This window comes from Ignavibacteria bacterium, assembly GCA_015709655.1.
In the GTDB taxonomy this organism is placed as follows: Bacteria; Bacteroidota; Ignavibacteria; order Kapaibacteriales; family Kapaibacteriaceae; genus OLB6.
In genome coordinates, this window is sequence record CP054181.1 from 1,150,869 (window position 1) to 1,174,202 (window position 23,334).

Consider the following 23,334-nt stretch of genomic DNA (forward strand, 5'->3'; position numbering starts at 1 on the left):
GGTGCGCATGAAGAAGTCAGAAGAAATGTTCCGCGTGGTTGAGGCGTACGCGGCGAGCGGCCTGAGTCGAGACAGATACGCCGATAGCATGGGGATCAGCCGCAGCAAGATGCAGTATTGGTGCAAGCGTTACGCCGAGCGGACGGCGGCGGTGACGACGTCACCGTTGGCAGCGTTTGTGGAGATGTCGGCAGAGGAACACGCATCGTCGACATCGCGGATCGTGATCGTCCTGCCGAGCGGCACGCGCATCGAAGTGTCGTAATGCTGCTGCCGTATCACGGACGGCTTCGTTACTGGCTCTACACAGCACCGGCGGATATGCGCAAGGGATTCGACGGATTGAGCGGCTTGGTGCGCGATCAGTTGAAGCAAGACCCGTTGGCTGGCGATGTTTTCATCTTCATCAGTCGGTCGCGTGCCAACATCAAGATCCTCTATTGGGACGGCGATGGCTTTGCATTATACTGCAAGCGTCTTGAGCGTGGCCGTTTCGATCATCCGACGAGTGCCGCTTCGGGACGCGAGTTGCGCCGCGATGAATTGGCGATGCTGCTAGAGGGCGTACGGCTTGTAGAAGTGCGGCGCAAGGTGCGCTACCGAGCGCAGCCACAACACGCAACATACTAGGAACATTGTTGAGCATTTCAACAAAGATGGTGCGAAGTTCGTACCATGAGTTTAGCGCTGCAGCACCTCACCCACGAAGAGCTTGTCAAGCTCCTGGAGCAGCGTGAGAACAAGATCGCAAAACAAGAAGCTCGCATCTTCGATCTCGAGTTCCACAACGAGCAATTGCGGCGCCTGATCTTTGGCGCCACGCGCGAGCGCTTCATCAGCGACACACCTGTCAATCAGTTGCCGCTGCCACTGCACGTCGACGAAGACGCCGTAGCGGCAACGGTCGCAGAAGCCACCGAGAGGATCGCCTACGAGCGCCGCGTAGCCAAGCAGAAGAATCATCCAGGTCGCAACGAATTGCCATCGCACTTGCCGGTCGAAGTGACCGTGATCGAGCCGTCGGAAGATGTCTCGGCGATGATGCGGATCGGCGAAGAGGTGAGCGACGTACTTGAACTCACGCCGGCCTCACTGTTCATCAAGCGTACGGTTCGTCCGAAGTATGCCCCTGTGTCGACGGATGATGACCGCGTGCGTATCATTATCGCAGACGCTCCACGGGGACCGTTTGAGAAGTGCAAGGCCGGACCGAACCTGATCGTCACGATCATCATCAACAAATACATTGATCATCTTCCGATCGACCGCCAACTAAAGAGTCTGTCGAAGCTGGGCGCTGAGATCGCGCCGTCGACGGTGACCTCCTGGCTGGACCTGGCTTCCGAGAACCTGCGGCCGCTCTATGCCGTCATGCGGCAGCTGATCGTCAATGCCGGTTATCTCCAGGTTGACGAGACGGGCTTGGCCGTACAAGACCGCACCAAGAGCGGCACCACGCACAAGGGTTTCTTGTGGGGATATCATGCGCTGATACAGCGGCTCGTGTACTTTGAATATCAACGAGGCCGTGGGCATTTGCACTGTCGCGCCATGCTCTCCGACTTCAAGGGCTATTTGCAGACCGACGACTATCACGTTTACCATCGCCACAAGGCTCGCGACGGTGTGACCGGTGTGGCGTGCATGGCCCATGCACGGCGAAAGTTCGAACAGGCTCTGACGACCGACCGTGACCGCGCCAGTATGGCGATGACCTTCATTCAGCAGATCTATGCCGTCGAGCGCGAAGCGCGCGACGGTGGACTCTCGTATGCGGCTCGCAAGGAACTGCGCCTTGAGAAGGCCTTGCCACTACTCAATGCGTTAGGAGCGTGGCTCGCACGCGAAGTACAGAAGACCCTGCCGAAGTCTCCCATTGGCAACGCCATTCGCTATGCCATGCGCTTGTGGGACGACCTGCTGGCCTATCTCTACGATGGACAGCTCGAGATCGACAACAACCTCATGGAGAATGCCATCCGGCCCATCGCCCTTGGCCGCAAGAACTGGCTCTTCGCCGGATCACACGATGCTGCCGAGAACATTGCCATGTACCGGTCGTTCTTTGCAACGTGCGTCCTGAACAACATCGATCCGCACAAATGGCTGCGCTACGTCCTCGACCACATCAACACCACCGCGCCAGCACAGTACCATTCTTTGCTGCCGAACTTCATCGATCCTGAGCTGGTTCGATAGTCCGCGATACGCTCTCTTTCATCTGTCACTATGCCAGTGCTTTGTTGCAAGGTGTACTTGCTCGTATGCATACTTCTTACCGACGAGCATGTTGCTGCCGCAGAACCGGCATATCAACAGATCCTTGCTTCCGTCGAACTCCAATCTGTCAAAGATCGCGCTGTGATCGATCTGGCGATCGACGCTCTCACGCCCGTGATGGAACGACTGCCGGAGTTGCTCTTCAACGACTTCGATCAAGTGCGCGATCTTGTAACCGTGCGCGGTCGTTTGTTGGATCTGACACTTACCGATCTGTTATTGACCATCCTTAACACTGCCGGAACAGCTCCCCTACGCCACATGTTCACGGAAAGTCTTGATCATGCCGTTGCTGCCTACCAACATGTCATACGGCATACGCTTCACGAGCGTCTGGAACGCCTTGGCGTCACAACCATCCCCGTTGAACCCTCGGTTACCGCGCCACCGCCATCAAACCGAGATGAACAGGACACTCTTCTCACCTCAGATGAGGCTGCACGTCGCCTAGGTGTTTCGAAAGTGACACTTTGGCGTCTCGTTCGCGACGGAGCGATCACGAAAACCAATGTTCGCGGCGCTGTACGGTACGATCCGCAAGAGATCGATCGCTATATCGGTCGAAAACGGCCATAACGTGCGCGCGCAGTGAGCACGCAGTGCGCAAAGTTTGGTCAATATTGCGCCAAACTGACGCCAAAATTGTGTTGACACAACTCCCGTGAAGGCTCATCCGACTAAGAAGGAGTTGCTTTTGCCACGAAACAAGCCGCAATTGACGCTGTCGGAGTTGCATATCGTCGTTCGGAGGCGTTAAACCCTTCTTCGAAGCAGAAATTCCACACTCAAGTACAGAAATTTAGCATGAGCCAGCTCCTACGATGGTTCTGAGAACCCTTTCAGAAGGTCAACTCTACCACGTAAATGGTCAATAGATGGTAAGGCGACGGTCAATTGTAGTGCCTTTTATATACGTGAGTGCTACCTCACGACCACCACAATGGCCGAAAACACTCCAACAGGTGTCCGCAGGCGTGCCTCGTGTAAGCCCGCACTGAGGTCGGTGGTTGGGATACGCAGTGATTCAGAGATGACGTCGCCGGTGGCGTTGTGCAGGGTCTTCGTGTAGACGAGCTGACCAATTGCGTTCACGACTTCGATCGTATGCGTTCCAGGCAAACCACTCGTGGCGTTAATGGTAATGTGGTCCGTGGCGGGATTGGGATCAACACGTAAGGTAGGGGGCGTCACCAGCGTGATACCGCCGTATTTGCTCCGACCGCAGCCGGTCACCGTGATGGTGCCGTCTTGCAGCGAGTCGAAATCGCACTGCGGGACGCCGCCAAGATCAAGGAGGCGGACACTGACACGGGAAACGGAGTCATCATCGATCAGCGGACGCACCGTGATCGACGTGAGTACCTGTGGTGTCGCTGCAACGGTCACCATGGGCACGGTCATGCTCAGGACAAGGTCAGAATCGCCGATGTTCGTTCCGGTGATGATGGCCGGATCATAGTCCTCAACATGGAGCGAAGTGCGCCGGACCGAGATCTCTGCCGTGATCGGCCCAATGACGCTACCGACATAACTCGTTGGAACATGTAGCTGAATCGGGATCTTCTGGACACCGTCAGCAACATTGAACGTTGCATCATCTGCCGATACATGTATCGATGATGGGGGCAAGGTGTTGATGGTCACGTTGGATTCGGTCCGACAGCCGACGCTATCATAGCCGAAGACGCGGAAGGTCGTCGCCGAGGCAATGGCAGATCTCACCTGCGCACTGGTCGAGATCAATGCCCCATTCTCCGCGTACCATTCGTAACGGTCACAGCCAGAAGCGTTCAGCACGGCGGTATCGTTGACGCAGACGAAGAGATCTTCGGCTTTGACGTCGAGCTCAGGACGTTGCGACACTAAAATGGTGTGCTCCGATGTGTCGGCACATCCACCGCCACTGGCATCAACGGCCCGGTACGTGGTGGTGCGTGACGGCGTGACCGTGATGGTTGGTCCAACGCCGATCTGCTGTCCCTGCTCATCAAGCCAGATGATGTTGTTCGATCCAGAGGCCGTTAGCGTCGCTGGTATCACTTCGCACAGCAGTGTGTCTCCGGTGACCGTAACAATGCCATTCTGCAATCTTGTGATCACGACCGTATCCTCGCTGCTACATCCGGCAAGTGTGGTCCCGATCACCTTCAATCTCATTGTGGTTGTTGGTGTGATGTTGACTTGCTGAATGCGAGAGAGTGTATCGCCCACTTCCGTGACCCACACATACCGATCGGCACCCGAGGCGTTGAGGATGAACGGTGCAGGTTCGCAGAAGGAGGTATCGTTGGAGGCCCTCACCACCGGCGTAGGGCTGACCGTGACGTTGTGTTCTCCACGGGCGTCACACATGGCGGTGGTGGTGCCAACACACGCGTACCGAGTGGTCTGTGTAGGTCGAGCGCGTAAACGTCCGCCTTGCACTTGCATAGTGGGATCTACTGGGATTGACGTCCACTGAAACGCCTCAGTACCAACGGCATTAAGCTCAATGCTATCGCCCATGCAGACCATCGTCGGTCCGGTGAGTCGCAATGTCGCCGATGGCTTGACCGTGAGCGTATATTGTGTGGTATCCAGGCAGCCAAAGGCCGTCCGCACAATACAGGTATATGTGGTAGTCTGTTGCGGGCTCACGACCGTTGTGCGGCCTTCCGCAACGAGGGTCGGGCCGACATACCAGCTTGCCGTCACACCGCCAACACCCGTGAGTTTGACCGTATCTCCGGCGCAGATCTCGTTTGTTCTGGATGTGACCGTTGCCGTCGGATTCTCGTGCACATAGACCCACGCATAGACAGGGGGCTTGGGTTCCGACGCCACATACATAGTTGCTGACACCTGATAGGCACCCGGTTGATCGAAGTAATGCACGCCGACCTTACCGGAGCCGCCGAAGCTCCACACCACCGAATCCGTCACAAAGGTTCCTTGCAGTGGTAGCACCGCTGTATCGCCCTGGCACAGATCAAGATCAGGGATACGAAGTTGATAGTCCGAGATCGTCGGCATCATCGTCGGAAAGCCCATCGTGCAGATCGTATTCGTATCCGGGAACACCACAGCCTGTCGCTCAAACTCACACGCCGTTCCCCTCTCATTGGGCTTATTGATGCGGCTGACAAAGTTCTTCTCTCGTTGCGCCACATAGATCCGGTTGTCGGGTCCTCGCTGAAGACCGGCGAACGCATTGATCTTACTGAATGGCACCACAATCTGTTTGGAGTTGCGGATGGAGTCAGCGTCACGAAGTGTGACATCGTATTGACGCAGTTCGCCGGGGAGACTGTCCAATAATGGTATCTCGTAATCTAAAGGTGGCAACCCGTTCGTATTAGTATACGAACCGTGGGCAATGTAGAGCAGTTTACCATCGGGCGAGAACTCGCAGCCGATCGGCCGGGCCGTGTATGGAAAGTCTTCAACGCGATAGAACACAACACGGTTAAGGTTGATGAAGAACGCCGTGTCGCCGATCTGTCGGGCATTCGATACAAGTCCAGCCGAAGGGTCGAAATCGGCTAAGATCACGCGGCCTCGCACTCCGCCTACAGATGCGATCATCCGTCCATCTGGTGATACCTTCGACTCACCAAGCGATTCATGCACCACACCGCCAAGCGATACCTCAGACCAGGCGCGTGGAAACTCAGGCGTAAGAAGATCCTGGTGGAGTTTTACACCGTCCCTCGACACATGGAACACGCGAAAGCCCGATGGTGATGCCATTGGTGCGATAAGCCACAGGTCTCTACCATTGATATGCGGCACAAGGCATGCGCTTGCAGCCGTCTGAACTCGGTCCGGGTTCTTGTTATTGTTTAGGCCCGAGATCACCGTATCCGCTTCAAAATACACCCTTCCTCTGTGATTGTCTCCCGCAAGGTCGATGATATTGATCGTCGATGAGCCTTCAGACAAGAAGTAGTCACCGAGCAGGTTGTCCTTTGATCTTCCGTGATATGTTTGATACGCGAACACCGTATCTCTACTTCCGGGCTTGCGAAACATGATCATCGCTGGATTGCCGAGATTATTGTCATAGCGGCAGTTACCCAGAGTGTCACTAGCGGCATTGAAAACTGTACGCCAGCCTGTGAACAACATCGGCCGCCCATTTTGGTCCAAGAACATCCCCGCACCAGCATAAGCCGAATCAAGCCACTGTCCAGCTCTCACTTCACTCTGAGAAAATGACACGGCTGCATTCCGACCAAAGTACCAGGTGCAGTCACCATCGTATTGTGCGTATAGCTGATCTTGGGTGCAAAGAAGCGTGAGAATACACGCAGCAAGGCGGGCTGTATATACTCTCATATGTTCAATATTCGATCTTGTGGCGCTTCACGTCTATATACAAGGTTTACTTCGACGTCGCTTTCTTCTTTCTCATCGTATTAATCAATTCTTCGATCTCATCGATAGCTTTCAAAGAGGCCTTTGCCTTTGTAACGTAGTATTCATCTTCATACTTTAGCCAAGGCGTGAAGTGTTTTCTTGCCGGAGCTAAATACCAGTCGATAGTGACAGTATCTCTGTCAGAAGCATCTAAAGCCGGTGCGTCGACATCAGCAAGCGGATGTTGAATGAGAAACTTGGCAAGAGCGAAGTCATATTTCCATAGTGCGAATGCAATGGCATTGAGCTCGGGATGACCCTCTACATGAATCTTTGCACCAGCTGCTAACATGCAAGGTACATTGGAATGTCGCATGCTAACTGCGAACAGAAACGGCGTATATCGTGGGGCGGCCACCTCCTTCTTATTCGGGTCCCCACCCCGTTCGATCAGATACTGCAGGATCTCACAGTTATTCTCGATCCAAGTTGCATAGTACAGAGCACTCTTACGGCTACGATCCGGCTGATGTACATCAGCCCCAGCATTGACAAGTAAGCGCACGATCACCGCCTCTTGACACAGCACCGCCAAGTGCAGTGGGGTAACTCTCCACTCTCCGCAAACCACCGTAGCAAGCTCTGGTTTTGATGCAAGTAATTGGGCTATTCGGAGGGTGTCACCTTGCCAGATTGCATCTGCGATCGCTTTGCATGAATCCGACTTGTATTGTGGATACGTGTTCCTAGCCAAGGGATCTCGATACTTGTCACCCTCTGCATTTAAGCATGCAGTTTGGGTTGCAGACACAGTCAGACAAGATATCATCACGAGCAGAGTCCGTAAGATTTGGTGCATATTCATTAGAACCAACTATTCGTTATTGACGACATGTTTTACCCTTCTATGGATCCGCTGACAAGATACCACCGCTGCCCCCATTGTTTGCGGCTTCAGGCTGCGGCATCGGATCATCTCTTGACGCAGTTACAACTACTGGCGAGGAGGGTGACATTTTGGGATTGGTGCGGAGGTTGTCTCCAAATATCGAGATTGCAGCATCAAGCATGTGCAGGCCAACACGTATTGCGGCTTGTTCTATCCATGCATCAGTGCCAACCCAACTGTATTCATAGTCGTACGACAACTCGGTGATCTCCCCAGGAGTTATCTGATAGAGCATAGGATCAATAACTGGGAGAAACAAATTCGCGAGTCGCTGTACAAACGCGACGGCTTCACCTTGGACACGTATGACATCAATATCAACACTTTTAAGCCTTGTACGGTCCAATCCTAGCCTTTTGAAGTCATGCATGAAAAGGCCCGCTGGATTGACAACGATCGCACCTCTTCCTGTCGCGATGGCATTGGCCATAGCAAGCGCTCCGCCAAGCGAATGCCCGCCCAAGGTTAGTTCAATATCCGGACCCAATCTATTGCTTAGCTTCACTGCTTGTTCAACACTGAAGTCATATTGACCTCTCAGACCAAGCGGATGTCGGATCAAGTTCTCTGCCCAATCCTGACACTCTTCCGAACCTCGCGTCACATACGCATACTCTAGTTTGCCGGAAATTGGGTTGTTCCGCTTAAACAGCATACTTTGAAAGCCAGCGTTGTCCCAGGTTAGTTCAATGAAGAATTTGTCCTCAGGCTGCCATCCACCGAGCAATTGATCATACTTACCTTTATACAGTGCATTCTGCATGGCCATCATTTCTTTCCTAGTAGGACGCAAGCCAAACACATCAGTGTTCACTGTAGGCGAAGAAGCCATTCCCTCATACGGATTTGTCCACGGTTGTCGTATAGGGTCTTGCCCACTCCATCTACCCGTCTTTGCGTCGTACATACGGAATGGCGTAAGGTACTCTGCCAGACCGAATTCGCCTTCGGTCAGTCGCATCCCTTGGAACGCATATCTATAATTTGGCTCATCTTGTGGCGTTACGTATCGCCGGCTCTGCATTGCACCGTATGGCTCGTAATCTATGGAAGCAAGTAGGCCCACTGCAGGTTCGTTGTTCTCGAGAGAAAGGACATCGCTTATGATGGCGCGAATCGAGCCAAGATGATCTACGAGTTGATAGCGAACACTGCCGACAACTCTATAGAAATTACCCGTACCGGATCCCATTGTTGTACTACGTCGAACACCAAGACACAATCCACCAAAAATGCTCCATTCTTGAACTGATGGTTCACTCTCAAGGTCGGTAAGATTGTAGACAACACGGTCAGCATGTTCATCCGCAGGCACTATTATCGAGGCACGACTCCACTCGTTGTTGTTATGCACGTCAGCACGGACAATGTTACCGAATGGATCACGCACATGGTTAACCACAGACATGGATCGCGTTAGACTCTTTGGAACATCATACGATGTGTATTGCGTCGCACTTGCATCGTTGTCAAGTTGCTGTTCAACCAATCGTCCTTTAGCATCAGTCTCGATGTTACCTGTAACAGCGTTCGTTAACTCTTGCTCATAACCGGAAATCCCATCCCCGGCAGCATCCTCAATCGCAACCAACTTATTGCTCTGAATGCCTGCCAGATTCAGCGTAGCATCATCGTAGAGTACGCTCATTGTGCTACCAGTCATAGCCCAACGTTTGATGTGGACCATGTTGCTGTTTTGGTCTAGCACGTATCGCGTACCCCAGCCACCGTTGCCGTCCGAGATCCAGTTCGTGCCGTCGAAGGAGTAGGTCGTGTCTGAGCGTAAACGACCGATTCTGTCATGCTGGAATCGCTCACCGAGTAGCGCGCCATCACGCAACACTTGCTGATTACCCGTTGCCTGTGTCCGGTAGGACCATGCACCCATAAGCCCCGCGTACGAATTGTGCGGTGCTACACCGTTCGAATGCGGCACACCAAGCATGGCTGGGTCACCGTCGTTGAACGGTGATGTGGCTGTGTTGAAGCTACGTTGGAAGTCGTCCTCGTGGTAGTAGAAGCTCATGCCAAACGCGTCCTTACCCACATGAGCGTGCTTGCCTGTACCACTTCCATCCGCCCCCGGATCTTTCGTGGGATCCAATGACGGGTGGTTGATGCCCTTGAGTTGACCAAGGAGCGTGTAGGTGTAATCACGACCCTGCACGCTGTCTTCGCCGATGGTTTCGCGACGCAGCGAGCCGTCGAGGTTGTAGTCATAGACAACGTCGCGATCCCACATGACGCCATTACGGGATGTCTCGACGATCTTCAGACGACCATTGGCATCATATTCGTAGCGGTGCTGGAATCGATCGTCGTCGTTGTCAACACCATGCACTTGATAGTCGACAGCAAGGGGCGCGCCTGTACTGTGGTCGTAGCGATAGTCGGTCCGTTTGACAAGGCGCGCCGTTCCGTTGGGCGATGCCTGATCGGAATGCGGGATGTCGTTGACCACTGCCGTGGGGTTGCCTTGTGCGTCGTACGTGAAGAACGTCCGCACAACATTGGAGAGATTAGCGAAGCTCTCATCTTCAGGCCAATGTGGCACGGCATAAGCCCACGACAAGCGGTGCCGCAGATTACGTTGTACAAGGCCGGACGTGTTGCTGACGTGTGTCCAGCCGCTTTCCGCTGAGTTGCCCGCCGTCGTGTTTGCCGGGTGATCGTAGTTGTAGACTACGACATCATGGCGTTCATAATCAGTTGCCGTGGGCCATGTGGCGTTGTCTCGATTGTAATGGATGGCTGATTCAAGCCCTTGTTCATCACCCAGCCCTGCCACTTCACCGGTTTCAATGATGCGGTCGAGCGCATCGTACTTGAAGTACGTCATGCTCTTGCTGGTGGCAGCGTTCTGTACGGCATCAACGATAAAGCGCAGACGGCCGTACTTGTCGTATTCGTATCGTTCTGAACCACCATCGGGAACGGTCTTGACCAACATTCGCCCCCTGGAATCAGTCATGAAGCGGGATACGAAGGTGTGTGCCGGTGTGGCCGAGATCGTCCGTGCGGGGTTGATGTCGACGCCTTTGGGCGAGACGGTCCTGACGAGGCGTCCGGCGCGGTCGTAGTAGTAAAGTGTGTAGTGATACGATTTCTGATCGTAGGTGGCCTGCACATTGTCGACGACATTATTAGCGTTGAGGCACTTCAGAACGTACGAGGCCATGATGGACTGACGGAGTTTCTGGATCTCCTTCATGTACCGTGCGGTGATCTCGGCCTTGATCTGATCGAGCTTCTGCTGCTCACAGGGTGGAGGGACGTAAGGATCGACATCCTCGTAGTCTTCCACGGCAAGTGTGTCCCACTTGATGCAGATAGCACATGTTGGTACAATGGGGCAGATAGCGTTGGCAGAACAGCCACCAATCTCAGGCCCCATGATGTTCGCACGAGTATAGGTCTCGTGAAAGCGCACCGATTCGATTGGATACTTCTTCTGCGTTGATACGTCGACGAAGACCAGGCGGCGACGTGGGTCCTGTTCAAAGCGACCGATTAGCTGCGTGAACTTCATGTTCCAAAACTGCAGCAGCTCCGTTGCTTCCTCTGTACTTCCGAATGTCTCTGTTTGTGTTTCTCCGGCAACGGTCTTGAACAGTGACATTCCGCCAAGGGCGAGGCTGTCTCCATACGATGGTAACAACTGCCAGCCGAAGGCGAGATTCCGTGCAAAGGTGCTGACAGAGTCGCCAATAGAGCCGAAGTCGAACATCAAGTGTCCGAACGATCGCCACGGCTGATAGACCGTGTCCGAGGAGTCTCAATAGCTATAGTTGAAGCCATCGAACGCACTCAGCATACAGAGACCACGACCGGGGTTTGTACCTGGGACGACTGGCTGTTCTACACGGAGGAATCCCACAAACTGTTGTGTATGTCCGTTGACTCCAATCGAATTGAGATAAAGGTCGTTAAGACTCGATGATAGTGCCAGGGCGAATGCCGTGTCGATGTTTGTTGACCAGAACGACTGATACATGACGTTCTTGATCTCAGCACGATAGGTCTGGAGCGAGTCGCCGCTTTTGAGGTAGCGCGTTGAGGCCTGCTCCGTGTGTTGATCCATGAGCTGTGCACCCCATAGCGTGTCTACCATGGTGTTGAGTTTCTCTACCCACGGGTGAAGGTCTTGACGGGCACGTGGTCCGGTGAAGGAAAGCGCACAGAGTTCGCACCCGTGTTGGTCTTTTGGACGGAAGAACAACCCTTCGACGCCGGGAATCACGCGGAAGGTCCAGCGTCGGAAGCCCGGTGGTCCTTGATTTTCGGCTGCGTCACAGTCCACCTCAGGTCTCACTTCTGGTTGAGGTGTGGCCGGATTATCATCGATCAATGCCTCGTTACGGATACAAAGGGGAATGCTAGCATGCGCCATGTATGTAGCTAAGAAGGAGTATACGCGTGGTGCTAGATTGATACACTGCTCAGTTGCGCTAGTCTGCTGCAGTTTCTTATACTCCGCGTTGAGGTATGTGATCAGCAGATCGATCAACTTAGACGTATTGGTGACCAGTTGATACCCAGTGTTGCATTGATATTCAGTTGTTGGTACTTGAATGCTGTGGTAGCCCATCATTCTGGTGCGCATCCGAAGCATCCAGTTCGCCCTCATCTGATCTGGATCTTGTTCCGTGCCGGGCTTGCATGCCGTGCTACACTCATCTACTGCCGCCTCAACCATACAATGCAATTGACCGGGCGGCAATGTGGCTGGCAGCGCGGCAGCGACTATACTCTTCTTGAACTCCTCTCTGAGTGACTCACAATGCTGCATACATTTGATCGACGTGACCACGAGCCTGAAGAAGGCATTCAGTCCAATTCCACCAGTGGTTTTGGGTGATGTAGCTCCGGTGCCATCTTCGACGTGTTTTTTGTCCTTCGAAGAGTAGTCCGAGAATGCGCAGTCGGCTACGTTGTCCCAGTAGTCCGGATCATTGATATCGAATTGAGCTTGGCATGTTGTAAGCCGAGCTTGATTCACAACACGCAAGCGTCTAAACGCGTTCTCTGCTTCAGCAACGTTGTCGATCGTGTTGTTGTTCTCCGGCACGTTGGGAGGATCCCAACAATAGCCCGCCAGAGAAAGAAATTTCTCGACGATGTCCGGTATCGCTCGGGAGCGATTGTCTCCAAGATATGTGGGATTACTTCGGATGTCGGCGATTCTGGCATCAACCAGGGTTTTCCAGATCACCCAAAGCTCTCGACAATTGTACGTGCATGTTTCGTCACGTAGCATCGCCAGGACCATGCGATCAAACAACTTACTGTCAGGATTCTGATTCGGGTATTTGGAAAGATAGACAACTCCAGCAGCATCCCAGTAGAAGTAGAAGTTGTTGTATCGCGCTTCTATGCCACCTGGAAGTTGCAGTCCTGATCGAATAAGTTGATCCTTTGCGTACTCTTCGAAACCGACTTTTGCGGGATCAAGCAAGGGGTCGTCGATCTCTTCTTGCGTCAGACACGGATAGCATTCCACCAGTTCCGGCAGGGCGACCGTTACACAAGTACCATTCGTACCGATTGCCACCGTCCTCTTCCCATCAACGACCAGAGGTGGTTCTCCAATCTCACCACTCCTATATAACTTGTAATGTTCGGTGACCTGTTCAAGTGTTGGGTTGGGGTTTCCGGGCACGAGAAGACTCTCTCCAAGCAGCGTTGCTAGTCCCTGTTGAACTGCCGACTCCGGAAGGAGTGCATCGACGACATTCTCAACGTGCCGACGTCCATTGGGATCTAGTCTATCTAACTCCGAGATACGCTCAACGACGTACTCCCCTACACCCAGGCTTAAGGTATATGTCTGCGTGTTGTTCATCTCCGTCGAGCACACCTTGGCCGGAGTCATGTCGATGACCCGTTCGTCAACGATCTGCACCGGCAGGACATCAACACGAGAGACACGGACGCGAACATACTTGACGCACTCCTCGCAGTGTGTGGTGCAGCTTCCAAGCTGAATTGTTGCTCCGGCGCCGTCTTTTCGTGTGACAGTGATCGTACATTGGGTTGGAGCTGCCAGGGCGATCTTCATCGAGCCAATCACCTGCCGCGTTCCCGTGAGAATGCCACCGGTGAATGATGTAGTTACGCCCGAAAGAGTATTGACGACTTCTTTTGTGGGGGAGTCAACGGGTGCAAGACCATTTAGGTTGAGAAGAGCCGCGTTGCCATCATTGGAGATCACCGTTTTCCCCGCGGCGTTGACAGACGTGTTGCCAGCTAACTCTCCGGCATCAACAAGGCATGTCGCGATCACCCGTGGGCCATCATAGTAACTGGCACTTGCAACTCCATCAGGAGAAACCGTCAACATCTTCACAATGCGATCGCCGACCGGCGCTTCATCGCCGAAGATCGATGTAAGCTCGCGCTGTGATACCGAACTTTGATAGGTGCGAGTTGACCTTTCGGTCATGTCAGCAGTCGGTGTGGAAGAGAGTGATCCCGGAGGCCGCATCTGAAGTCCTGGTGGCACAACCGCCAGAACGGAGCCATCAGCTTTGTACACTGTTCTAGCGTACGGATAGCCCCCTGAAGAAGGAATCGTGAGGTCAGGATTATTGTTGGAGTTGTACCATGCCAATGGAGAGCTTGGCGACACTGTTTCAGGGTTGTTGAGGTTCGTGCCTAGGTCATCGAAGTGCTCAGGGCCGTAAAGAGACCCACCGGTCGTTGTGACCGCCTGCGGCACAAACTCGATCGATTGCTTCCAGTCACTGCCACCAGAGGCCAGCAGTGGACTTGGAATAGTAGCCAGCGAAGCTCTCCCTTCGAGATCATAGACTACTTGGGAGCCGATCACAATGGGATGGGGTGGCGGTGGGTTCTGCGTGATCAGCGTGGCCAGATCGCCTCTACTAAGAGATTGCGTCTGTATGGTTTGGCCAATGGCGTTAAGATAGACCCTACTGTCACTGACAAATGACGTTCGCGATGTGTCACGTAGGATAGCCATCTGGTGTACAAAGGGCTTCGATTGATCTGGTTCTTGATACCAAAAGGATGCAATGTTTCTGTAGGGGGCGAGAGCGTGAACCGAGTAGTCGTTGATGCAGGCTTCTATAGTGATTTGCGCGCCCTGATCAGGGGAAGGAGACCACGGGCCATAGTTCATCAAATGGGAAGTTCTGCCGTCATATCGTGACGTGACTGGACGAACACGAAACAGATAGTAACCTGTACCTTGGTGCGGGATGATCGTAATCGAGCCGCTGGTTGACCTCTCGGATTTATCGATGGCGACTTCGTACCGAAGTGCCGTATTCCAGTCTACCAGAGCCTCGACCTTGTACCCAACATTCGCGTTGGCCAGGCTGGTATTGTGGAGACGAACGATCTCGATCTGAACAAAGTCATACGTTGCACCGGGATGATCGGGTGGCGCCGTCCACTGTAGTGTTACATTCGTGCCTGTTACCTTGACGCTGCGTTTGTCTGGAGATGCAGAAGGATTGCATGAAAACTCCGGCGAGGTAATGAACGTGCCGCCAGCTACATCACAATGAAGTCGGTCATCCTCACTAGGATTGGCATCAAAGTGATGTACAAACGTTTCTTCAAGAGAGAGCGTCAGTCTGAATTGCAGATTAACCGCTGCAGTGGCGGATGGAGTGTACCCATCGGTGGCGTCTAGCTCGAAGCGAATCTGAGTATATCTATCGGCTGACGGGTTATTGTGGTAAGGGTGGAGTTCCGGAGCCAAATACGAACTTAGATACACCGCCTCCGGACTTGATTGACTCAGCTCAAGTTCAACGTCCGACGCCAGAACAACAGGATTGTTCGGATCAGAAGCTTTTATAGCCACGAGGTTACCTTTTACTGCTCCCGTCCAAGCATCCGGACCAAGTTCATAAGTTTCCCTGTCGCCACCGGCATGAAAGTACACCTGAACACGCCACCTTCGCACATGCCGTTCATTGTCGGTATCCTCGTACGTTCCTGTGGGAAGCACAGCCACCTCACCGTCATCCTGCAGACGAGTTGGTTGAGGTGTCACAGTTGAGATCGTTGACCTGATCGTCCTGTTCACCGTCGGGAACGGTCGTACGATTGGCGGCGTTACCAGTCCATTGCCTCCTTGCGCGAACAGATCGATGCAGTAAAAGGCTAAGAATAGTACGATACTGATCGCTTTCGGACTACAAGCGTACAATCGTCTGCGAGTGAACATCTGTAGGTGTACCAGGTTCATGGGTTCACCTCGTATTCAGCGTTGATACCCGCAATGTCTGCATCACTGATCTGAAAGCACCTAGATTTGCAATTGCCGATCGTACCATCTAGGTCATATTCCTCAGGCGGAGCCATACAGTCCGGTATAGACGGCTTTACATTGTTATCGCACGTGTATGAGGTTGGGTTGTGGTCTGCTTGCCTAATAATCGATACAGAGTAGTCGCAGTTTGCCCTGGCGACCTCGAACGTGTACACACAACAGCTCGTCCGCGTGTTGCTCATGTATGGACTTGGATTGGCGCATGGAAGAGCACAATACTTTCTATTGGTCGTCCATCCTTCGCTACATGTGTACGCTGACCAGCAGCCAGGTAGTGAGAAGGATATCGACTGCGCTCCATCCGTCGTCCTTAAGAGCCCGCCCGGATTGTCTTTTGCTAGCAACCGCAGAACTGCATTCTTAATGGCTTTTGTCACATCGCCCGGACACGTTGTACACACAGCCGTGAACTGTATCACGGTACGCTTAGGATTCTGATTCTCGCCACTACAGTCAATGATCCGATACTTGACCGTCGTTGTGCATGCTTCTTCCTCCGGAGCATTGGTCGGTACAGGATACCCAGGACCGATGGGGGAAATTCGAAGTGTCAACTCGTATTCTGTGCTACTCCAAGTCCCACCTGGACAAATCCCTTTACAAGGATCACTATAGTAGTACAGCTGTAGATTCTCCGTCTCCTTACGATTCTCTTGTGCGACTAGCACTGTGGCAGTCACGACAAGGAAACACAAGCATGCTACATACTTCTTCATGGCTTTGGCCTCCCACCCGTTGAATCGCTAGACGGTTTTGGCTTCAACAAGCCATCAATAAGTGTGGACGAACGAATACCATCTGGACTGATGTTTGCATCCAACAGACGCTCCTTCGCGCCGATACCGCTTGGCAGATTTATCGGTGGTACTGCGTCTTGTACATCTCGAAGTATATCGTTGAGATCATTCTCCCACCCGTTGACGCTGAACGGCGTCGGGTTGAGAGCGGTGTAAGCGCCACCATGTAGAGCTCCGTCCATGCGTTGCCGCCTAGGACCATTTGCAAAAGTGTGAGCCTGCGCCACTCGTCCTGTCACCGTCTCTTGTTCAATGGAGACCACCGCGCCCCTCTGGTCATAGTGCCACAGAGTGGCAAAGTGGTCCTCGTCTAGCGCCGTTGTAGGTCGATATTCCTTGTCGTAGGTCATACACGTTGACGATGACATCGGATCTTGAACGACCACATCATCAACATAAACGGCAGGCCCGCCGACGCAACTGATGGCAACACTACTGGTACATGCAACGGCAGACCTGGTCACATTGATGAGTCGCCAGCCGTCAGAACAGGCAAGCGAATCGCCTTCAGTGAGTGTGCTACCTGCAACAGAGACTGTTCCAACGACCTTATCCGTTGTCGCGCTTTGCGGTCGAAGCCACAGCCGTATCAGCACATCACCGCTCGCGCTGATCGTACCGACATGTGCGGGTTTATCGATAGAGACGCTGCCATTAGCCTGAACGGCAATTGACCGGCTTCCTGAGTGAGCGACAGTGGCCAGCCCTGATTCGCAATCATTGTACCACGGCATTGAGCTGAGGGTGCTGATGCCAGCAACGTCAAATGCCGCTTGCACTAATCTGCCGGAAGGGTCTCGCTGCACAACTGAAATCCGGCCTGCATTGTCAACAGCTTTTACCACGCTCCCATTCATATCGACACCAGCAACCATTGCACCACGCGTCCACGCATCAACAGGGAACGAAACAGGCAGGATGGCCTGGCTCGTCGCAGGATCGGACCAAGATGCGAAGGGTACCGGCAACTCGAATGTTCCGGCAAGGTCTTGCACCGCTCTCGTCCCCTGTCCTGCTACATGGGACGCATCAATAGTGAGCGCACTTTCGTATGTCCAAGCGGTGACCGGTTGCCATTGTCGTGCCACTCTACTAGTATTTGGTACTTCGACATCCCAAGCCTTATAAGGAACAAGTGTGTATGCAAGCGTCGGCGCATCTACATCAACCGTACGAATTGACGTCAAGCTCAGTCCTGTATATCCCGTCGCTCTGAAGTAGAGTCCATTTGGAGACTTGTTTGCATCAGATAGTTTAGGTCCCTGCGTTCCTACGGTTACTGTACCTCTGTCCCCTACTCGAAACCGACGCCATGCATCCCACGTGTATGTGTCCCTTGAACGACCACTCGTCGAAACGTTAACCCAAATCTCCGGAACTGGGCACGGTGTTAAAAAATCGGTTCTATAGATGGGATATCCACACGTTTGCCAGACCGGATCGTATGTTGCTCCACAATCACTTTGATATACAGGATTGGCTGGGTTGGCATGCGCCGATGGATTGACGAGGCCGAGCGTAAATGTCTTGGGTCCAGTCTCGTTATAGGGATTGATTGCATCTACAGCAACCCAGTACTTTGATAGATCCGTGGGGCAAACACCGCCCGACAGATCTGCGCGGCGATGGAAGGGATCAATGTCAGCCCCCACAGGCGGGCCCACTGGTGGCTCAAAGGACCCTTGGGGTGTATAATATCCGAACGGGTTGATGTGGCGTGTGTTTCCTAGGATACTACCAACACGTCCCCAATCCATGAACATTTCAAGAGTTTGTTCTAGGTCATACAAGGTATTTGCCGTCCCTTGAGCGGCTGTCGGATCCCATCCATAGACGACGATCGTTTCTGCTGACTCGGTCAGCCTGTTTCTCTTTCCAGAGCGGATAAGTCGCAGTGAGTCGGGCGACTCTTCAATGATCGTCGGCCCCGGACTGAGGAGGTCAAATGCCAGTTCCGCGTTGGACCCGCCGTTTGCTACATCTGTCACTCTAATAACGTGCTTCAGTTCGTTGCCTTTATATACCTGATACTCATCACCCACGGCCACTGACATTAGCAGGTTTTCTCGTCGCTCTGCAAGATCAAGGGTTGTCGTCGGCGACAGGCGGTAGTGGTTCGCCGATGGATACGTAATCGACACCGTACCAATCGATGGCGTATTGATGCTCGCGCCGAATCGTGCGGCAACCTGGAGGGTCTTGCGGCCGAGCTCAGAGTACGTCTTGAAGGCAGGTATACTCATGGACGCGACGCGGCCATCGTGAGCACCATTGGGATTTGAACGGGGAGACAACGAACCACGATATGCATCGGCACCGCTTACGATCGCCGGAAAGCCCGACAACGCATGAACAGCGACGATCTCCGAGGTATCCAGTAAGCCTCGATCATACGTAATCGTCTTCAGCAAGTGTGGGCTACGACGGTGAAGCACGGTGGATGCATAGGAACGGATCTCATGCTCGATGCCACTATACATACCCGAGATACCAAAGATGAGTGGCGATGCCCACGAAAGGTCTAGACGCGTCAGATCTTGACTTTCACGGATCTTTCTGGATTCGAACACGACGTCCATGGCATCGCCGCGCCGCACACGCCGTAATGGGCGGTCCAGCGTGTCAAACGCATAGACGGGCTCGCCTGGGCTTTTCCAAATGTATTGGGTCGATCGGACTAAGTGATGTGTTGCCGGTTCGGCATAATTACCCGTATATGATTGAACAGAAACGGGTAGGCCGTGCGAGTTATACAGCTCATAATATGCTTCTTGATGCAACTCCAAGTCCAGCGTAGACCTGTTATACATCGCAACGTTCACCGGATCAAACTCGTTGACATGATGTCGCGTTGTCACTTGTCGCCGCCGCACCAACGGTTGTGTCCTGGAGGTCGTAAACTCCGCGACGGCAAACCCAGGGGTGTTGGCTTGTGTATTGATCGACTTAGTGATCACACGTTCATATCCAACCGATGGTGAGGGTAGAAGCGCATCGGGGATGCGTTCTTCTGCCCACGCCATTTCGTTCTCATCAATGATGTGATCGGCCGCTCTGCTCCAGTACCTCTGCGCGATCCGCGTCAACGGATTTTCTTCTCGCAGCGATGTGGGCTCACATGTAGCAACACCCCACGACACTGTCTTGCCGGTCGCGTCGATACCCTCATAGATATACTCTGTCCCAACCGCACTCAGGTCGCCATCCTCCAAGGTACCGGATGGCGATATCGTGAGAAGTCGCTTCGTGCGCACGCCACAGCCGCGCTTGGGCTGCCACATGGGCAGTCTAACCAGACAACGCTCAGGGTCAATTCTTGGAAGTAGTTCCTCGCTTATTGGAAACAGGCTGTTTATGACAAACGGTATTGACTCCAAGGTTCTTCCAAACAGCGTGAGCATCGTCCATGCATCTTGCTCACTGCAGTGATCCGGGCACGCGCCCTTACCTTTCAGGAACGTTTTCCAGTGTCGAATTGCAAGGCGATACGGAGAGGTTGCATGCGCATTGTCCATGCTGCTAAATGAACTACTCGTCCACGGTACGTCATTCATTTGGCCAATACGGAATTCGACACAAGAGCGGCCATCCTTGACTACGGGCTGTGGATTTACGTGTGTGATGCGCCCATACCCTCGTACATAGAACCGGTCTGACGTCTCATCGGGAGGGCACGGCTGGCTTTCCTTCGTTCTATAGCAGAACTTGAAGTAGATCGGCTCCCGTGAGGCTTCATACTTTTCTTTCAACAACGCGATGTAGTCTTCATGGTCTTGCGCTCCTACGCCCATCGTTGCCAGGTCGACATATAGCGCATTTGCTGACCCAGGAATTGACGTGCATCTACTCCAGTCGCCCGATTCTTTGCGGAGGGGTATCAACATAGCCGCACTATTATCCTGAACCCATGAGTACGTTCGCTGTTCATACACTGGCACGATACGGGCACCGCTGGACAGCCGAATTGTTTTGAGTCTCCATGGGGCATCGTCTTTGTTTGCGACAGCACTCTGCCATTTCTGCTTTGACGTCATGCGAAGCAGTTCCGCATCGGGAACATCACTGCTTGTCGGCTGCGCTCCGGTAGGCTGCCCCCATGCGTCTACGGAGTTGGCGTTGTGCGATGGATTTTCATCCGTCACTGTCGGAATTAGTGCATTGCCATAACGCGACGCGAGGATACTTGGCGAATCATCCTTGACATTATCGCGATCTACAGTCGAGCCGCCTGTTCCAGTCGTTGGATATTGATAGAAGAAATCGATCGGCTCTATGGTTTGTTCACGAACGCGACGATCATCAACCCATATGCGGCGAAGCGTAAGTTTACCACACGCTGTGGATTGCGGCAGTGCAGATATGGCCTCTGATGACGGATTGCCGGGCTGGAGAGAATAGTCATATACGAAGTGGACAGTCTTGAGCAATGAGCCATTCCCGATCGTACCATCAGGCCCCTTGCTCCATAGCTCGATCCTCGTCAAATACTGACTATTCGCCGAGGAAGGGTCGCGAGGTGAGGGGGCCTTTTCGGCATCACTTGTTGAGGCTGGTTCGTGATCGTCTTTGCGCAGCATCTTTGTCCAGACCTCACCGCTAGCGGATTGGTTGGGATCACTGCTGGAATAGAAGTAGGCGACATGCGTTGCTGTCTCTATTGTCTTAAGATACGCAACTTCGGACTTGCCGTCCATAAAGGTGAACTTGTCGTCTGCCTTGTCATCGACATCACCACGGTCCAAGAGATAGCCATTATAGGGTATGCGCCAATACCTGAGCGCAGGCTCGGTATAGGTGAATTTCGTCCACGCACCTGCATCTGCTTGATCTGGACCATTGTCGTTGACGTCCACATAGTTCTGGCCTAGAATAGCCGTCGCATTCCATTGATACACAAACCGATAGGGGCGATCTTCAGAGGCCTGCAAGACCTTACCGTTGATCTCCTCATCATTCATGTAGTAGATGCGCTGAGGGGCACGCTGCACTTGATGCGCCGGGACCGTGTAGGTGCGAGACGTTTCATAACTGCGTTGTACCGGTGCGCCAAACTCGTAGGCAACGCCGGATTCTGATGTGATTCGAAAGAATCCAATAAGTGAGTTGTCGACTTCAGCGTCTGTGTCCCAAGCGTCAAAACAATTCGACTTCTTCATGTTCTTGCCAACGAAGCCGAAGTAACGCTTGATATCAATATTCTTAGACTGCAGCTGTCGGAGATCGGCGAATGTGAGCCACTCGATGCTGCGATTGATATTGGGATACCGCCCCCGATTTATCGGGTAATACGTGCCCTTGTCCGGCCCATCCATTGATACCCCAATTGGTCCGTCAGATGTAGCATATCTTACCTCATCAGCAGGATCGTCATTGAATCTAAAGAATGGCCTCATCGAGGCACCGTACATCCCCTGATCTACAAGCAGGATATCAGAGTTCGCATCGTTGCGGTCACCATTGTGGTCGCCAACGGTAAGCGTATAATCGGCAGGGATTGGCAACGATGCACCTATACCGCCGCCAAGAGGAACGGCCACCTTTGCACTCAGGCTATACAACGACAGTGTCGATATCTGACTAACGGGGCGTAAACGGAGTGGCAAAGGCAGGTGCGCACGGAAGGTTCCATCACTACCTGTGCCTGACACGATGAATTTGTCGTATGCCGGAAGGGGCATGGGGATCTGGGCATTACTGGGATCTCCCGAGGATAACTGCCGCTCGCCGTCTACCAAGTAATCCTGTGAAATAGCCGACTTCGCTGCATCTAGTCCGAGTTCACTTGAGTGTAGGTAACCATTGACGGTCAAGTCGCGCTGTGGTGTCGCCATCGTCGTGAACGACACTGTCGCCCCTGTTTCCCATCCACCAACATTTCCCATCTTGAACGTGGTATTATAGACATGTGTCTCACCACGGAAGGGATACATCAGGCCGATCGCCGGATTGTTTCTCGACGTGGGGTCGTAGGTAAACAGACTAGTTCCTGCACCCGCTCCACTATAGGCCTCGGTTTTCTGTGCAAGTGGGCCCACAACTCCCTGAGGCAAATCGACATCCACCTGGTGGGTTTCAAGCACAAGACTGAAGCCAATGCCAACACCGAATCTTCCCTTCGTGTCGATGGATGTCCCTACACTGACGGCAGAAAAACAGATATTGGGTCCACCAGAAACCATGGCGTCAAAGCCGGTGGCTGTGTTGCATCCAGCGGTGAGTGACAAACCGGCGCCGATCTTCTCAGATGACAAGATCTCCATATTGCCCTGTAGGGTCGCTGCTTGACTACAGATCTTTGAATTGAGCGTCTGCTTGATCGTTCCGCCGACAAGATCATCCGGGACGCCGACACATGATCGTGTAATACTTGGCGCTTCTAAGCTCCAACCATAACCAACCCAGGACGCTTCTGCTTCCGCCTGAATATCACTCGAATAGTTTAGCGACACAGTGTATCCACCACCATGTGGCCCTGGGATTGTGATCACCGGAATCGAACATCGGAACGTGCCGGTGAACGGATCGACCGACGGACTTGGCAGTAGTTGGGCTTGCGATTCAACCACAGAAACAAGCGCAAACACAACGTATGCGATGCTACGGACGACATTACGAATCGACGTCGATAGCAGGCGTTGCAGCACGGATCTAAATACTCTCATCTC

9 protein-coding genes are annotated in these 23,334 nt (G+C 53.2%); 4 read left to right on the plus strand and 5 right to left on the minus strand.

What is annotated here, in order from left to right; all coding sequences use genetic code 11:
* Positions 1 to 7 precede the first annotated feature (7 nt).
* The 4 genes from HRU79_04655 to HRU79_04670 are packed head-to-tail and all read left to right on the plus strand — an operon-like array spanning position 8 to position 2,856.
* Positions 8 to 265 carry a hypothetical protein gene (locus HRU79_04655; GenBank protein QOJ25974.1) on the plus strand — a complete coding sequence of 86 codons (258 nt, stop codon included), beginning with the start codon at positions 8 to 10 and terminating at the stop codon, positions 263 to 265.
* Positions 265 to 630 (plus strand): IS66 family insertion sequence element accessory protein TnpB, encoded by a 366-nt coding sequence (gene tnpB, locus HRU79_04660; protein ID QOJ25975.1) that lies wholly within the window; start codon positions 265 to 267, stop codon positions 628 to 630. The genes HRU79_04655 and tnpB overlap by 1 nt, the downstream gene beginning before the upstream one ends.
* Positions 631 to 675: 45 nt before the next feature.
* Positions 676 to 2,199 carry an IS66 family transposase gene (locus HRU79_04665; GenBank protein QOJ25976.1) on the plus strand — a complete coding sequence of 508 codons (1,524 nt, stop codon included), beginning with the start codon at positions 676 to 678 and terminating at the stop codon, positions 2,197 to 2,199.
* Positions 2,200 to 2,229: 30 nt separating this feature from the next.
* On the plus strand, positions 2,230 to 2,856 hold the full coding sequence (locus HRU79_04670) for a helix-turn-helix domain-containing protein (protein QOJ25977.1): 627 nt from the start codon (positions 2,230 to 2,232) through the stop codon (positions 2,854 to 2,856).
* 345 nt (positions 2,857 to 3,201) lie between these two features.
* Here HRU79_04670 and HRU79_04675 read toward each other — a convergent pair whose 3' ends face one another.
* From HRU79_04675 to HRU79_04695, 5 genes are all read right to left on the minus strand, one after another.
* Positions 3,202 to 6,597, minus strand: coding sequence for a hypothetical protein (locus HRU79_04675; GenBank protein ID QOJ25978.1), 3,396 nt, complete (start codon positions 6,595 to 6,597; stop codon positions 3,202 to 3,204).
* A gap of 46 nt (positions 6,598 to 6,643) precedes the next feature.
* The gene (locus HRU79_04680) at positions 6,644 to 7,450 is read right to left on the minus strand and encodes an ankyrin repeat domain-containing protein (GenBank protein ID QOJ25979.1); all 807 of its coding nucleotides are present in this window, start codon (positions 7,448 to 7,450) and stop codon (positions 6,644 to 6,646) included.
* Between the two features lie 73 nt (positions 7,451 to 7,523).
* On the minus strand, positions 7,524 to 11,294 hold the full coding sequence (locus HRU79_04685; GenBank protein QOJ25980.1) for a hypothetical protein: 3,771 nt from the start codon (positions 11,292 to 11,294) through the stop codon (positions 7,524 to 7,526).
* Between the two features lie 48 nt (positions 11,295 to 11,342).
* Positions 11,343 to 15,593, minus strand: coding sequence for a hypothetical protein (locus HRU79_04690; GenBank protein QOJ25981.1), 4,251 nt, complete (start codon positions 15,591 to 15,593; stop codon positions 11,343 to 11,345).
* A 991-nt stretch (positions 15,594 to 16,584) separates the two neighbouring features.
* A complete protein-coding gene (locus tag HRU79_04695; protein QOJ25982.1) occupies positions 16,585 to 23,331 on the minus strand; it encodes a hypothetical protein in 6,747 nt (2,248 codons plus the stop codon).
* Positions 23,332 to 23,334: the final 3 nt, after the last annotated feature.

Bases quoted from the DNA above. Each gene is read 5' to 3' on its own strand.
- HRU79_04685 (QOJ25980.1), bottom strand. From the start codon at position 11,294: ATGTTCGACTTCGGCTCTATTGGCGACTCTGTCAGCACCTTTGCACGG.
- tnpB (QOJ25975.1), top strand. From the start codon at position 265: ATGCTGCTGCCGTATCACGGACGGCTTCGTTACTGGCTCTACACAGCA.
- HRU79_04695 (QOJ25982.1), bottom strand. From the start codon at position 23,331: ATGAGAGTATTTAGATCCGTGCTGCAACGCCTGCTATCGACGTCGATT.
- HRU79_04665 (QOJ25976.1), top strand. From the start codon at position 676: ATGAGTTTAGCGCTGCAGCACCTCACCCACGAAGAGCTTGTCAAGCTC.
- HRU79_04670 (QOJ25977.1), top strand. From the start codon at position 2,230: ATGCCAGTGCTTTGTTGCAAGGTGTACTTGCTCGTATGCATACTTCTT.
- HRU79_04675 (QOJ25978.1), bottom strand. From the start codon at position 6,597: ATGAGAGTATATACAGCCCGCCTTGCTGCGTGTATTCTCACGCTTCTT.
- HRU79_04655 (QOJ25974.1), top strand. From the start codon at position 8: ATGAAGAAGTCAGAAGAAATGTTCCGCGTGGTTGAGGCGTACGCGGCG.